Genomic DNA, 13,548 nt, shown 5'->3' with positions numbered 1-13,548 from the left:
GGGCGCGACTGTCGGCCTGTCCGGAGGGCTCGGGGCGGGCCGCCGGACGCCGGGGCACGGCTCGGACCGGAATTGCAGCCGGCAGCATTTTGTTCATCTGATTTCAGTCGAAACCGTCGGGTTGCGGGAGGGAGACCGCACCGGCCGGCCAGTTGCCGTGCCGGACGCCCGGATCCAGGAGTATCGGATCATGTCGAAGTCCAAGGCGCCCGTGACCAAGAAGGCGACGCGCAGAGGGATTGCAGGGCGCATCTATGCGGCGCTGGGGACGCTGGCGGTGATGACCGTCGCGGCCTCCGGCGTGGCCTGGTTCTCCTATGAGCGCGTCGGCGTCACGGTCGACGAGATGGTCACCCGCAAGATGCCGGTGGTCGAGCTGGCGCTGGAGCTGTCGCAGGCGGCGACAGAATCGACGGCGCTGGCCCCGCGCTTCATGGAGGTCTCCACCGTCCAGGGTCGCTCGGCGTTGACCGGCGAGTTCGACAAGGTCGAGGGCCGCCAGTACGAGCTGGTGCGGCGCATCGGCACCTTCGGCAATGCTGGCGAGAAGAAGGCCCAGGAGGCGATCGACAACCTCTCGCGCCACATCAACGACATCAACGACCTGACCGGCGAGCGCCTGCGCATCGCCAACGAGGCCGCGACCGCCATGGCCGCGCTCGACAAGGCCTATGAGAACTTCACCAAGGCGGCGCAGGGCGAGGCCGAGCAGGCCAAGTTCGCGGTGACCTTCACCTTCGACGATCTCAGCGTGCTCTCCGGCGACGCGCTCGCCGGTGCGCTCAAGACGCTGGTCGACCGCGACTTCGCGATCTTCGATCTCGCCCGCATCCTGCAGGCGGACGTCAACGAGTTGGTCGGCCTGCTGCGCGAGATCTCCCAGATCAGCGACAGCCAGAAGCTTGCCACCGCCCGCGAGCGCTTCAACGGCATCGCCTACAAGCTGCGCTCCGCGGTGCAGGACGCCGACAAGATCACCCCGAACAAGACGCGTTCCGCCACGGTGGAAGAGCTGATCGCCGTCGGCGAGGGCTCGACCGGCCTGATCGACGTGCGCAGCCGCGACATCACCACCCGCGAGTCGATCGCGCGCGGGCTCAAGGAGGTCGATGAGGCCGCGACCGCCCTGCGCGGCGAGGTCGAAAGCCTGGTCCGGGCGGCCCGCGAGGAATCCCAGGCGGCCAGCGTCTCGACACGCGACCTCATCGCCCAGAACAAGCTCTGGCTCGGGTTGATCGGCCTCGGCTCGCTGCTGGTCGCGCTGGCGCTCGCCGTGTTCTATGTCCGCCCGATGATCGTCCGCCGCCTGAACGGGCTGTGGGGCGCCACCAAGGCGATCGCCGACGGCAAGCTCGACACCGTGGTCGACGTGCGCGGCAATGACGAGATCTCCGACATCGCCCGCAGCGTGCTGCTGTTCCGCGACAATGCGGTGGCGCTGCGCGCCGCCGAGCAGGCCAAGATCGAGGACGAGGCCAGGGGCCGCGAGCAGCGCCGCGAGATGATGCGCGAGCTCGGCGACGCCTTCGGCCAGGTCGTCGCCGCTGCCGCGCAGGGCGATTTCCGCCAGCGCGTCGCCGCCACCTTCGCCGACGAGGAGCTGAACGCGCTCGCCGGCTCGGTCAACGAGCTGCTCGAGACGGTGCAGGGCGGTCTCTCCGAGACCTGCGCGGTGCTGTCCGAGCTCTCCGCCGGCCACCTCACCGCGCGGGTCGAGGGCCTCTATCGCGGTGCCTTCGCCGAGCTGAAGGACGGCACCAACGGGCTGGCCGGCGAGTTCGAGAGCACGCTGGCACGCCTGTCCGAGACGGTTTCCGCCGTCCGCAGCGCCACCAGCGAGATCCTGGACGGCGTCACCGACCTGGCCGAACGCACCAGCGAGGAGAGCAATGCGGTCTCGGTGGCGACCAACCAGCTCGGCACCTTCGCCGGCTCGGTCCGCAAGACCGCCAGCGACGCCGAGAACGCGGTGGGCATGGCCCATGACGCCGAAAACCGCGCCCAGCAGGGTGAGGAGGTCGTCGCCTCCGCCCTCCAGGCGATGCAGCGCATCCGCGTCTCCTCGAACAAGATCTCCGAGGTCATCGCGATGATCGACGAGATCGCCTTCCAGACCAATCTGCTGGCGCTCAACGCGGCGGTGGAAGCGGCGCGGGCCGGCGATGCCGGCAAGGGCTTCGCGGTGGTCGCCAGCGAGGTGCGCAGCCTCGCCAAGCGCTCGGCTGACGCCTCCAACGACGTCAAGAAGCTGGTCGAGGCCGCCCATGGCGACGTCAAGGTCGGCGTCGGGCTGGTCGAGCAGACCTCGGAGGTGTTCGTCAGCATCCTGAGCTCGGTCAACGACCTGTCGGGGCTGATGAACGGCATCTCCGAGACCGCCCGCGGCCAAGCCAGCGAGGTCTCCACCATCAACAAGGAGATCGACGGCATCGGCACCATGGCGCATCAGAACGCCGCGCTGGTCGAGCAGACCAATGCCGCGCTCGCTCTGACCGACGCCCAGACCCGTTCGCTGACCGAGCACATCGCCCGCTTCGAGTTCCGCGAAGGCCACACGGCCGAGGAAGACCGGCGCGCCGCCTGATCGCAGCCGCGCCGACAGCCCGGCCCAGCTCGGGCCGGCCGCCTGAAACGACAGACGGCCTCCGCCTTGACGCGGAGGCCGTTTCGCATTGCGCTCTTGCGCAGCCCGGCCTGTTGCAGTCCGCCGTTTCGGATTCCGCCCAGCGCGACCGTTGCCGGTGCGGCACGCGGATGCTAGGCGTGGCGCGGGCCGGTAGCTCAATGGTTAGAGCTCGCTGCTCATAACAGCGCCGGTGCCGGTTCGAGTCCGGCCCGGCCCACCACTTCCGAACAGAACTACGAACCGGCCCTCGCCCGGCGGCGTGGCTACGTATATTCTTCTCGAAATTGTCATTCTTGCCGATAACGTGGATTTTCTCAGGCTCGACCACAATGGCGTCGACGATGGCACCGAGCCAGGCCTTGCGTCCTTCGATCGGCCCCTCGGAGAGACGCTCGACGAGCGCCCGGCGGAAGGTTTCCACAAATTGAGAATCGAGAGCGGGTCGTTCGACCATACTAGCCTTGGCGCGCTCGAGTGCGGCCGAGGCTAGGTCCCGCTTCTCCCGTAAGCTCCTCACACGGCTCTGGAGTGAAGGTTCGGTCGGATCGAGGATACCGGCTTCTATCGCGGCATAGACGTTTTGCAGCGCTTTCTCAGCCTCTGCGGCTTTCCGCTGCAGCTGAGCGATGCGCACGATGACCGATTGCTGTTTCGAGGCCTTGCGCTCGTGCAGGGCAGCCAGAATACCGGCGAGGCGATCCGGCGTGGTCAGCCATTGCACGAGTTCGCTCATGACGCGGGCTTCTGCCAAACCTCGCCCTACCGGCTTGTTCCTGCACGCTCCGGCCCCCTTGTTAATGGAGCCGGCGCATTTGTAATAATGGTAGATCTTGCCATGACGGCCAGTGCCGCTGGATGGCGACATGGCCCTCTTGCAGCATCCGCAGTGGATTAGCCCGCCGAAGAGAGACGGGGCGCTGTCCAGACGGGGACCACGGCGGCTCGGTTGCCGCTCGCCCAGCTGGGCCTGCACGGCGCCGTAGGCTTCGCGATCGATGATCTCAGGCACCTTGTAATCGACGATCTCGCGATCGGGATTCTGGTTGCCATGCTTGTCGAATACGTTCCAGGAACGGTCGCCGGTATAGGATTCGCGAAGCAGTATTTCGTGAATGGTGCTGTGGTAGAATTCGCCACCCCTGCGGGTGCGATATCCGGCGGCATTGAGGTGCTGCACGATATTGCGCACCCCCATCGGGCCCGACGAGCCGTCGCCTTCGAGCGCGAGACGAAAAACGAGACGGACGATGTCAGCCTCGATGGCGTCGATTTCGAGCCTCCGCTTTGTCGTCCGGCCGATCGTTTCGGCCGCGACGGAGCGATAACCGAACGGGGCGGTCCCTCCGTTCGAAAAGCCGAGCCGGGCGGTCGCGGACATGCCCCGCATAGTGCCGACATGAGCGTCATGGGACTTGAGTTCGTTCGCAAACCCTAGGGCCAGCCGCATCAGTTTGCCGCCATCGCGTGCGACGATGTTCTCGGTCATGGAGCGAGTGGCGATACCGTGTGATTTGAGATCGAGCACGGTCCGCTCCTGGTCCAGGAGATTGCGGAACGCCCTCGATATCGAATGCACCAGGACGGCGTCGATGGAGCGCGTCCCGTCCAGGCAGCGTGCCAGCATCTTTTGGAATTCGGGGCGCTGCAGAGAACTCGCGCTTTCCCCGGCATCGCAATAGAGCCCGACCACCGTCCAGCCCTGACGCTCGCAATGGTCGCGCATCTGGAGCTCCTGCTCCTCGAGCGAGAGCCGGTTCTCGGCCTGCTTGTCGGTGGAGACGCGAATATAGAGTACGACCCGGTCGGGGCCGCTCGGAGCGTCTTCGGAAGCGGGGCGTCGGCGGCGGGCCATGTTCGAATCCTATGGGGTTTTCAGGGCATTTAAGGTCGAATTCGCCGTGTTGAAGCCTGTCTCGGGTCAGGTCATTGCCCGAGTGCCTTCGTGACGATGTCGCCGAAATTCTGCTCGAGCGCGTCGAGTTCCTCCGTGCCGATGAAGCCGGCGTCTATCTTTTCGAGGATGATCTCCCGATCGGGGAGGGCCTCCCCAGAGATGGAGGCGGGGCACAGCGAAGGGCGGCCGCCTGAACCTCTGGTCCGGACCTCCTTTCTCCGTCCTTTTTCACCCCGCTTGCCCACGTCCGCCGCTCCTGTCGAGGAGCGGGAGGCTGGCTGTTCGGCATCGCCGCCGACATGAATCTAATTGGGACCGGGCACTTTTCGCGACGTCAGGGTGCGAGAGGGGGCAAGCGAAAGGTCCGGCTTTCTCCCGGTCGATCGCACAGGATCAGGCCGCCGGTGAAAGCGGCAAGCCCGTACGCCTGATCAATTTGCGCACAGATCCATTCGATCGCGTCGTGGACGAGAACGGTGTTGGGGAAGAGCTGCACCTTCCAACCCAACCGGATATTCGGGTCAGGTTGATGGGCAAGAAGATATCGCGCCAGGTCCCAGGTAAGGAAAGCGGGCTCGCCGCGGGAAAGGCGCCCAGCGAAAACGGCCAGATCGAATACGCGATGATAATCGATCGTTTTCGGCGCGCCGTGATAGCACTGCCGGAGCCGAGACGCATTCACGCCGCTGACGAAGGAAAGCTCCGTCATTTCCGTGATCGAGAGGCGGGGCAGGCGATCCAGCACATCGCGAGAGATGGTCTCGTCGGCTCGTCGCTTGTTCTTGTTGACCTCGACGAATGTCGCCCGCATCCCCTCTGCGGTCGCCTGCGCGGCATTTCGTGCTCGGCCGACGAGGTCGATGGCGGTGACATGGGACGAAACTAGAGCCCGCAGGCCATCGGCGTCATTCACCGCTGTGAGCCGTGCGGCTTTCATCGGGACCAGATAGCCCTGATAGGCCGGATGGCATCGTGCGTGACGCTGGCGGATAGACCGGCGCCCCTTCGCCAGCAACGTGCCGATAGAGGAGGGCCCCGGTGCTGCCGAATTCAGCACATCTCCGAGAGTCCGTGGGGCTGCTTTGCGGTTCTTGTCGGCCTGCTGGCGCGCCTCGACGGCCTCGAGCGCCTTCACGACGCATTCCAGATCGGCGATCAGACAGGCCTGGACGTCGTCAAGCTCGTTCTCGAGCTTGGTCCTCGGCCTCTTGCCCGATCCGCCGCCGGCATAAGGATCCGGCCCGGCTCGATCCGGCGGTTGGAAGTGGACCTTGACGAAATGCTCGACCTGGCCGGTTCTCCGCAGAAAATCCGGCATTAGCCGAGGGATGGTTCCCCAGAATTCCAGTACGCCCATGACGCAACTCCACACACGAATCACGCGCTGGATTTTACATGACGTTGGGATGAGCACGGAGATGCCTGCCGTTGCCACTACGTTCCAGCGAGATCGTTTCAATTTGACCGAATATTCGGGCTCGATTTTCAGGGCTGCTCGGCATGCTCCTGCTGAAGAATTGGGAGAGGCCGGCAGGCATGACGCAGATGACGCCAGGGGCGGGGCAGGGGCCCTTCAGCGCTCATGATCTCAAGGGGCGGGACTTCGCGCCGCTGCAATTCATCGTCGACGATCTGATTCCTCTCGGGCTGACGGTGCTGGCCGGCGCGCCGAAGGTGGGCAAGAGCTGGCTGAGCCTGGATATCGCGCTGTCGGTGGCGAGGGGCACCGCCGTTCTCGACGAAAGCGCTCATCGCTGCACGAAGGGGGCGGTTTTGTACCTTGCTCTCGAGGATAACGACCGGCGCCTTCGCGGCCGCTTGGAGCAGATGCTCGGGACGGGTCCAGCCTGGCCGGCCAACCTGTTCTTCGAGACGGGGCCGATGGGGATGGATTCAGATGGGCTCGGGCGACTGGACCGGTGGATCGCGACGACCGAGGGGGCTCGGTCCCGTGGGCGTTCTCAAGCCTTGTTGTACAACACCAGGCGCTCGCACTCCTCGCTCGGCTACAAGCCGCCAGCCCGACATCTATCGTGGCGTCGTCAAACATGGTCGTGAAACCGATCATGCATTAGATTGAAGCCGGACCACTCAATCGGGGCAGGTTAGATTTCGGTGGTGAGGTTCCGGCGGCGCTGATGCCTCGGCGGTTTACGAGGCGGGTCAGAAATCGTCAGCAGGAGTCAGGCCGGAGCAACGCGCGGCCGCTGCGGAACGCGATGATCTGGTCTGCGGCTTTCACCGATTGCAGCCGGTGGCTCACCACGATGACGGTCTTGCCGCGACAGACCGCCTCGATCGCTTGCCGGATATCGTATTCGGTGTCCGGGTCGATCGACGCCGTGGCTTCATCGAGCAGGACGATCGGCGCATCCTTCAGGATGGCGCGGGCGATCGAGAGGCGCTGGCGCTCACCGCCGGACAGGCGCTGGCCGCCCTCGCCAATGGGAGTGTCGTAGCCTTTCTCCAGGGCCATGACGAAGTCGTGGCAGCCGGCGGCCCGCGCTGCCGCGACCATTTCCTCCAGGCTCGCTTCCGGCCTGCCGAGCTTGAGGTTCGCGGCGACGGTGTCGTCGAACAGGAAGGTGTCCTGGAGCACGATCGCGAATAGTTTCGATCTCAGGGTTTCCGAAATCTCGCGCAGATCCACGCCGCCGAGACTGATCCTTCCCGCATCCGGATCGAAGAAGCGAGCGATCAGCGCAAGCGCGCTGCTCTTGCCCGAGCCGGACGCGCCCACGAAGGCGTGCAGCTGTCCCGCCGGCAGGTCGAGATCGACCTCCTTGAGCGCCGGCCGGTCGCCATAGGCGAAGGAAACGCCCTCGAAGCGGAGGTCGAGCGAAGCGGGCCGGAGCGGTGTCGCCGGCTCGTGCTGAACAGGCAGATCGAGCAGGGTTGCGATACGCTGCATGCGCTGCGCATGCAGGCGGCGAAAGGCGAGGAATTCGAAGGCATCCGCAATCGGCGCATAGAAAACGAGACCGACGACGAGGAACAGCAGCAGGATCGCAGGCGCGAGCGTGCCGCTCTGCGTAAGGAGCCCTCCCGTCAGCAGGATGACGCAGAATCCGACATCAAGCGCCGACCAGCTCATCACGATCGAAGGAGTGAGCCGGACGATCGTGTCACGGGTGGTCTTGTGGTGTTCCTCCAGAGCCTGCTGCAATGCCGTGAACCGGCCTGCGCCCAGGCCGAGCGCACGCAAGGTGCCAATGCCTTGAAGATAGTCGATGACGCGGCCGCCGAGCCGCTCTCGCGCCGCTACGAGCCGTTCCCATACCGTCCGATGCGCACGATCCATCCAGGAGACGAGCACGGCGAAGAGCGGCAGTGTCGCGACCGCTGCCAGCGCGAGGCGCCAGTCTAGCAGCAACATCACCGCCAGGCTCAGCAACGGCGCGACGAAGATGCGCATGGCCTGGCCCGGCGGCATGACGAAGTTGAGCTCCGCGGCATGCCGGGTGACCGCAGCCTCCGCTTCGCCGGTGTCGCGAGCGAGCAGCAGGCCGAGCGGAACCGCGCGCAGGTGCCGGACGAGGCGGCGCTGAAGATCGGCAACGGCGGAGGTCTGGACACGCCAGAGGATGCGTTGAGAGAAGACGGCCGCCAGCGCCTGCAAGATGAAGCAGATGAGGAGGGCGAGGGTGTAGGCGACGATGCGCTCACGCGTCAGCATGCCGGCGAAAATGTCCGACAAGGCCAGAAAGGTGGCGATGACGGGAGCGCCGAAAAGCAGGCTCTCCAAGGCGAGCAGCGGCACGGCGCGGCGCAGCAGCGCTTGGCCTGCCGGACCGGCAAGCTGCCAGAGCAGCCGCAGACCCGCCCCGCCAGCGAGCGGGATGCCCGCCGAGGCGCAGCCGGCCGGGCCGGGGGCGGGTTGCGGCGGCTCGTCTTGGGGCACGGCAACGTTCCCGCCACCGCCCGGCGGCAAACGCCAGCCCGCGTTCGCCTCGTAGCGCTGCCAGAGCGTGCGATAGCTGTTGCTTCCGGTCAGGAGCGTGTCATGGTCTCCTTGCGCGGCGATGCGGCCATCCTCCACGAGGAGGATGCGGTCCGCGTTGCGAACCGTGTCGAGCCGGTGAGCGATCGCGATGACGGTTCGCCCCTGCCCCAGCTCGCGCAGCGCCTTGAGCACCGCGGCTTCGTTCTCGGTATCGAGGGCGGCGGTTGCCTCGTCGAGCAGGATGACCGGGGCAGCTTTGAGGATTTCCCGGGCGATGGCGACGCGCTGGCGCTGGCCACCCGACAGCGCCCGGCCACCTTCGCCGACCGGCGTGTCGAGGCCGAGCGGGAACTCAACCGCGAATTCGCTGACGCAGGCGCGGCGCGCCGCTTCATCGACTTCTGCGTCACTGGCGTCCGGGCGTCCGGCGTGGATGTTCGCGCGGATTGTGTCATTGAACAGCCAGGCATCCTGCAGCAGGAATCCGACCGTCCGCACCCGGACATCTGCCTGAAGGTCGCGCAGATCGACGCCGCCGATCTCGATCCCGCCCCCATCAGGGTCCCAGAAGCGAGCAGCAAGCCGGGCGATCGTGCTTTTGCCGGCTCCGGAGGCACCGACGATTGCGGTCAGGCTGCCTTGCGCCGCCGTGAAGCTGACGCCGTCGAGCACGGTCTTGCCGTCATAAGCGAAGCGCACGTCGCGAAAGGCGAGATCGAAGCGCTCGGGCAAACGCAGCGCCGTCGCCTCCGGCAGTTCCGGAGCATCGAGCACGGCGAGTATCGCCCGCCCGGCGGTCTGCATGCGCCAGAAGATGGTGCCGGCCACCATGATGATCCGGAAGACTGGGACGTTGATCCCCATGCCCAGTAGCAGGAAGAGCACGACGGTGCCGGCATCGGCCTGCCCGGACAGGTTCAGCAGCCCGGCGACGGGCAGCAGGACCAGGACATTGGCGCGCAGCCCCGCTGTCAGCAACGCCATCGGCGTGAGCGATGCCCCGGCATAGCGCAGGCCGACGGTCGCCATGTCGTCGATGGCGCGCTCAAGCTCGGCGTGGACGTGTTCCGCGCCGAGGAAGGCGCGGATGACCTTCATCCCCTGTACATACTGGATGGTCAGCCCCTTCAGCCGCGCCATGGCTCCGAAGAAGGCGTGGCGGTGGGGCTTCGTCGCCACCAGTGTCAGAGGAAACAGGGCCAGCAGCACAGGGAACATCGCCATCGCCGCCAGCGCCAGGCGCCAGTCGATGCTGGCCAGCAATCCTGCAGAAAGCAGCGGGACGGCGAAGGCGGCGGCGGTGTCGGGAACGGCATGGGCGATCGCGTCCTCGATCTCCTGGACGTCGTCGACGATGACCCGGTGCAGTTCGCCGGTGGAGCGGCCGGCGAAGAAGCCGAGCGGGACACGATCCAGCTTGGCCACCAGCGCCATGCGCAGATCGAGCAGCAGATCATAGGCGGCGAGATGCGAGAGATGGGCGGCGAGGCTCTGCGCCAGCGTCTTGCCCAGGATCGCGGCGAAGGCGATGCCAGTCCAAAGCCAGAGCGTGTCCGGGTCGAAGGTGCCGCCGGGCATGAGGGCGAGCGTGACCGCGTAAACGGCGTAGAACGGAACCAGGCCGAAGGCCGCCCCGGCGATTGCGAGAGCGGCCGACAGCGCGAGGCGCAAGCGATAAGGACGAAGGTAGGCTTGCATCGAGAATCTCAGAAGGTAGCGCTGACGCCCGCGCCGAAATAACGGCCGCGACCGATGATCAGCCCGCGCGCATCGGCGCCGTAGAGAGCGCCGAAGTATTCGGGGCGCTGATCGAGCAGGTTGCGGCCGAAGGCATAGACCTTGAGGGTCTCGTTTTCCCAGGACAGCTGAGTGTTGACGATGTGATAAGGGCGCAGATCAAAGCGCCGCGCGACGTCTGCCGCGCGCGAGCCGACGAACTGGTAATCGGCCTTGGCCACGAACCTGCCTGGCATGCCTATCTCTAAACCCGGAAGAGTGTACTGGATGCTCGCATTCGCGGTGACGCGCGGCACAAGGGGAACCGGGTTGCCGTTGCGCGCTCCGGTCAGCGTCGTGGGCGACACGCCGCGCATTTCGGAGCGGGTGAGGCCGAGTCCGCCGCCGATCTCCAGGCGGTCGCCGATCCGCGCCCGGCCCTCGATCTCCAGCCCATAGCTACGGAAATCCTGGTTCGCGTAGAAGATGGCGAAGGTCGACGGATCGAAATCCATCATCTGGCCATCCTTGATGTCGTTGTAGAAGGCTGCGGCCGCGAGATCGATGCGCCCGCCGAAGAGGCGCGACTTGGCACCGATCTCGTAGCTCCACCCCTTCGCCGAGCGGAACGGTTCGGATGGCAGGCCGTAGGGCGCGTTGACAGTATACCGTTCGAAGCCACCGGAGGCATAACCGCGTGCGACCGAAACGTAGCTGTTGAGCGTATCGCTCCACTTGTAGCTCAGCGCCATGCGGCCCGTGAGGTAGGGGTCCGAGTAACGTCCGCGCTGGTCGAAGACCGGCACCGTTCCCGGGAAACCCGAGGATCTCCAGTTCGCATTGAGCCGTGCCCGGTCGAAGGCATAGCGCGCGCCGCCGGAAAGCGTCAGCCGCTCGGTCAGCGGCAACGAGACGTCGGCGAACCCCGCGAAGGTTTCCGAGAGGATCTCGACCCGGTTGGAGCCATGGCTGATCGGCGAGGTCGTGCTGTCCTGGATACGGTTCTGGCCGTATTCCGAGCGGAAATAGTGCAGGCCCGCGACCCAGGTGACGCGGCTCCCTTCGGCCGAATTCAGCCGGAACTCCTGCGAGAAGACCCGCTCGCGCTCCACGGCCCGGCTCCAGTCGACACTGGGATCGTTGAACGAGGTTGGCGGCAGCCCCGTCACCCGAGCGAAGACGAAAGCGTCGGTATCGTCGGTGCGGGCCTTGATCCGGATATCCTGGTAGCCCGTGACGGAGGTGAAGGATAAGGCGTCGAATCGCCTGCTGATGGTCAATGCGCCATGGGCGGTCCGCCGGGCGGCCGGCACCGGCGAATCGACGCCGCTGAACGGGCGGCCACGGAGCGGATCGAGCACGGCGAGGAGGTTATTGCGCTCGTCGCGTTCGTAACCGCCAGTGAAGGTGACGTCGACATCGCCGGACGGCGTCCACCGCAGCGTGGCGCGTCCGGCGGCGACGTCCGCCTCGCCCTGTTTGCCGCCGATCACCAGATTCGGGATGTCGCCGCCATACCGCTGGATGCGCAGCGCGGCGCGCCCGGCCAGCTGGTCCGGCAGGAGCCAGCCTCCGGCGATGACTTCGCCCAGTGCATGGCCATTGCTGCCGATCTCACCCGTCGCCCTGAAGATGCGCTTCCCGTCGGCCGGCGCGGTGACCACATTGACCATTCCGCCGAGCGCATTGCGGCCGAACAGCGTACCTTGCGGCCCGCGCAGCACCTCGACGCGCTCGACATCGAGCAGTGTCGGCGAGAAGCCGAACATCGTGGTCGGCACGCCATCCACGGCGAAGCCGACCGTGTTGTCGAGCGAGTTGAGCGGCGCGCCGAGTGGCCCGATGCCGCGCATGGTCGTGAAATTCTGGCCGGGCTGGGCGAAGTCGACAAAGTTGAAATTCGGCACCTGCCGGGCGATCTCAGCACCGGGATCGACGCTGCTGGAAGCGAGTGCGCCACCCTGCACGACGGTCACCCCGCCCGGTACGTCGAAGGCGTCCTCGCTGCGCTTGCGAGCCGTGATAGTGATCGTGTCGAGGGTGATCGTTGCGTCATTGCCAGCCGGCGCGGGGTCGGCGTCAGCGCGGTGCGGCAGGACGGAGAGGAGCGCTGCGCCGAACAGCGAAAATGACAAGCCGATCCGCATCCGATGACGCGCTCCCGAAATTTGAGCCAACGTGGGAGAGCATCCGTTGCTTCCCTGCCGCGCGGGCGTGGAAAGCTCCTCACCCGCTGCGGGTTATCGCCGGCGCGGCGGCGGGCGGCCACGCGTACGGCTGTCGCGCGAGCAAGTTTGACTATCGCGCGATCGTCTCGCCCCGGCTGCGTCCGGCCTCCAGGCTGGGCGCATAGCCGAAGCGGCGGCGATAGGCGGCCGCGAAGGCAGCCGGACTGGCAAAGCCCACCCGGTAACCCACCGCCGAGACCGGGAGATCCTGGCTGCGCAGCAGCAACTGGGCGAGATCGAGCCTGCGGCTGCGGACATAGCCGAAGATGGTCGAGCCGAAAGCCTGGCGGAACTGACGGCCGAGCGTGGTCGCATTGACGGCGAACATCGCCGCGAGCGCATCGAGGCTCGGCGTTTCGACGATGTGCTCGTCGAGCGTGGCGCGCAAGTGAAAGGCGCGCTCGCGTTCCCGCGGGCCGAGACCGCTGCGACCGGCCTGAGCATCATCCTCGCTGACGATCCGGCAGAGCTCGGCGGCGAAGGAAAGGGTGCAGCCTTCCAGGAAAAGTTCGCCGAGCGAGCCGGAATAGATGTCCGAGAGACTCTGATGGGCGAGTTCGGCAAGCCGGCGTGAAGGCGGCAGGCGGCGCACGCCGCCCCCATTCGCCAGCATGTCCTGCAGTGGTGCGAGGCCATGGCCGCCTTCGCGGTCCCGAAAGCGCTCAAAAAACTCTGATTTGATGACGAGGCCGGCCGCGGCGCAGTGCCGGCCGCGCTGGCAATGGCCGACAAAGCGGCCGGGCGCGTCGAGAGCGATCAGTACGGGACAACCCGCCTCGTAGAGAATCGTGCCGTGGCCGTCGCATTCCATCGACAGCGGCGCGCCCGTCAGCGCCAGACTGCAGGACAGCGAAGGCTCGATCACCTCTTCCAGGCGCATGTCGACGAGATATTCGACGTCATAGCCGCCCGCGAACAGCCCTGGCTGGACCTCGCGGGTCAGCACCTTGCCGAGCGCTGCCGGGGTGTTCATCCGCTGCGTGAAGGGGCCGGTGATCGCGATCCGGGCGCGCAGCCGCTCGGCGGCTTCCTCCAGATTGGCGATCGCCAGCGGGCGTGCGGCCGGAAGCGTTCCATCCATGCCCGGGATTGAACGCGAAGGAACATAAAAGTCAATAAAATCCGATGTTTATATGGATTC

General features: G+C 66.2%; 7 protein-coding genes, 1 tRNA gene and 1 pseudogene. 3 read left to right on the top strand and 6 right to left on the bottom strand.

The genetic code is table 11. The annotated features are described in order from the left end of the window. Positions 1 to 190 precede the first annotated feature (190 nt). Both ABE438_RS01985 and ABE438_RS01980 read left to right on the top strand, forming a co-directional pair. A complete protein-coding gene (locus ABE438_RS01985) occupies positions 191 to 2,584 on the top strand; it encodes a methyl-accepting chemotaxis protein (RefSeq protein ID WP_346500676.1) in 2,394 nt (797 codons plus the stop codon). A 186-nt stretch (positions 2,585 to 2,770) separates the two neighbouring features. Further along, positions 2,771 to 2,846: transfer RNA gene (locus ABE438_RS01980), tRNA-Ile, on the top strand. 513 nt (positions 2,847 to 3,359) lie between these two features. Here the strand turns inward: ABE438_RS01980 and ABE438_RS20350 are convergent. The 3 genes and pseudogenes from ABE438_RS20350 to ABE438_RS01965 all read right to left on the bottom strand — a co-directional run. Further along, positions 3,360 to 4,478, bottom strand: a pseudogene (locus ABE438_RS20350) (recombinase family protein); the annotation flags it as partial. 71 nt (positions 4,479 to 4,549) lie between these two features. Beyond that, positions 4,550 to 4,765 (bottom strand): hypothetical protein, encoded by a 216-nt coding sequence (locus tag ABE438_RS01970; protein WP_346500673.1) that lies wholly within the window; start codon positions 4,763 to 4,765, stop codon positions 4,550 to 4,552. Positions 4,766 to 4,854: 89 nt separating this feature from the next. Then, entirely contained in the window at positions 4,855 to 5,877 is a 1,023-nt protein-coding gene (locus ABE438_RS01965; protein WP_346500671.1) for a hypothetical protein, read from the bottom strand. Positions 5,878 to 6,020: 143 nt separating this feature from the next. On the opposite strand from ABE438_RS01965, the gene ABE438_RS01960 reads away from it, so the two are divergent. After that, complete coding sequence (locus tag ABE438_RS01960) at positions 6,021 to 6,578, top strand: AAA family ATPase (protein WP_346500669.1); 558 nt, start codon at positions 6,021 to 6,023, stop codon at positions 6,576 to 6,578. A 115-nt stretch (positions 6,579 to 6,693) separates the two neighbouring features. Here ABE438_RS01960 and ABE438_RS01955 read toward each other — a convergent pair whose 3' ends face one another. The 3 genes from ABE438_RS01955 to ABE438_RS01945 form a co-directional block, all read right to left on the bottom strand. Next, positions 6,694 to 10,161: an ABC transporter ATP-binding protein gene (locus tag ABE438_RS01955; protein WP_346500667.1), complete on the bottom strand. Its 3,468-nt coding sequence runs from the start codon at positions 10,159 to 10,161 to the stop codon at positions 6,694 to 6,696. Positions 10,162 to 10,169: 8 nt separating this feature from the next. Then, positions 10,170 to 12,326: a TonB-dependent receptor gene (locus ABE438_RS01950; RefSeq protein ID WP_346500665.1), complete on the bottom strand. Its 2,157-nt coding sequence runs from the start codon at positions 12,324 to 12,326 to the stop codon at positions 10,170 to 10,172. A gap of 151 nt (positions 12,327 to 12,477) precedes the next feature. Then, positions 12,478 to 13,488: a helix-turn-helix domain-containing protein gene (locus ABE438_RS01945; RefSeq protein WP_346500663.1), complete on the bottom strand. Its 1,011-nt coding sequence runs from the start codon at positions 13,486 to 13,488 to the stop codon at positions 12,478 to 12,480. Positions 13,489 to 13,548 lie beyond the last annotated feature (60 nt).

Origin of the sequence: Allobosea sp. TWI1241 (assembly GCF_039673065.1) — a bacterium.
Lineage (GTDB): Bacteria > Pseudomonadota > Alphaproteobacteria > Rhizobiales > Beijerinckiaceae > Allobosea.
This window is presented reverse-complemented; position numbering and strand designations above follow the sequence as displayed.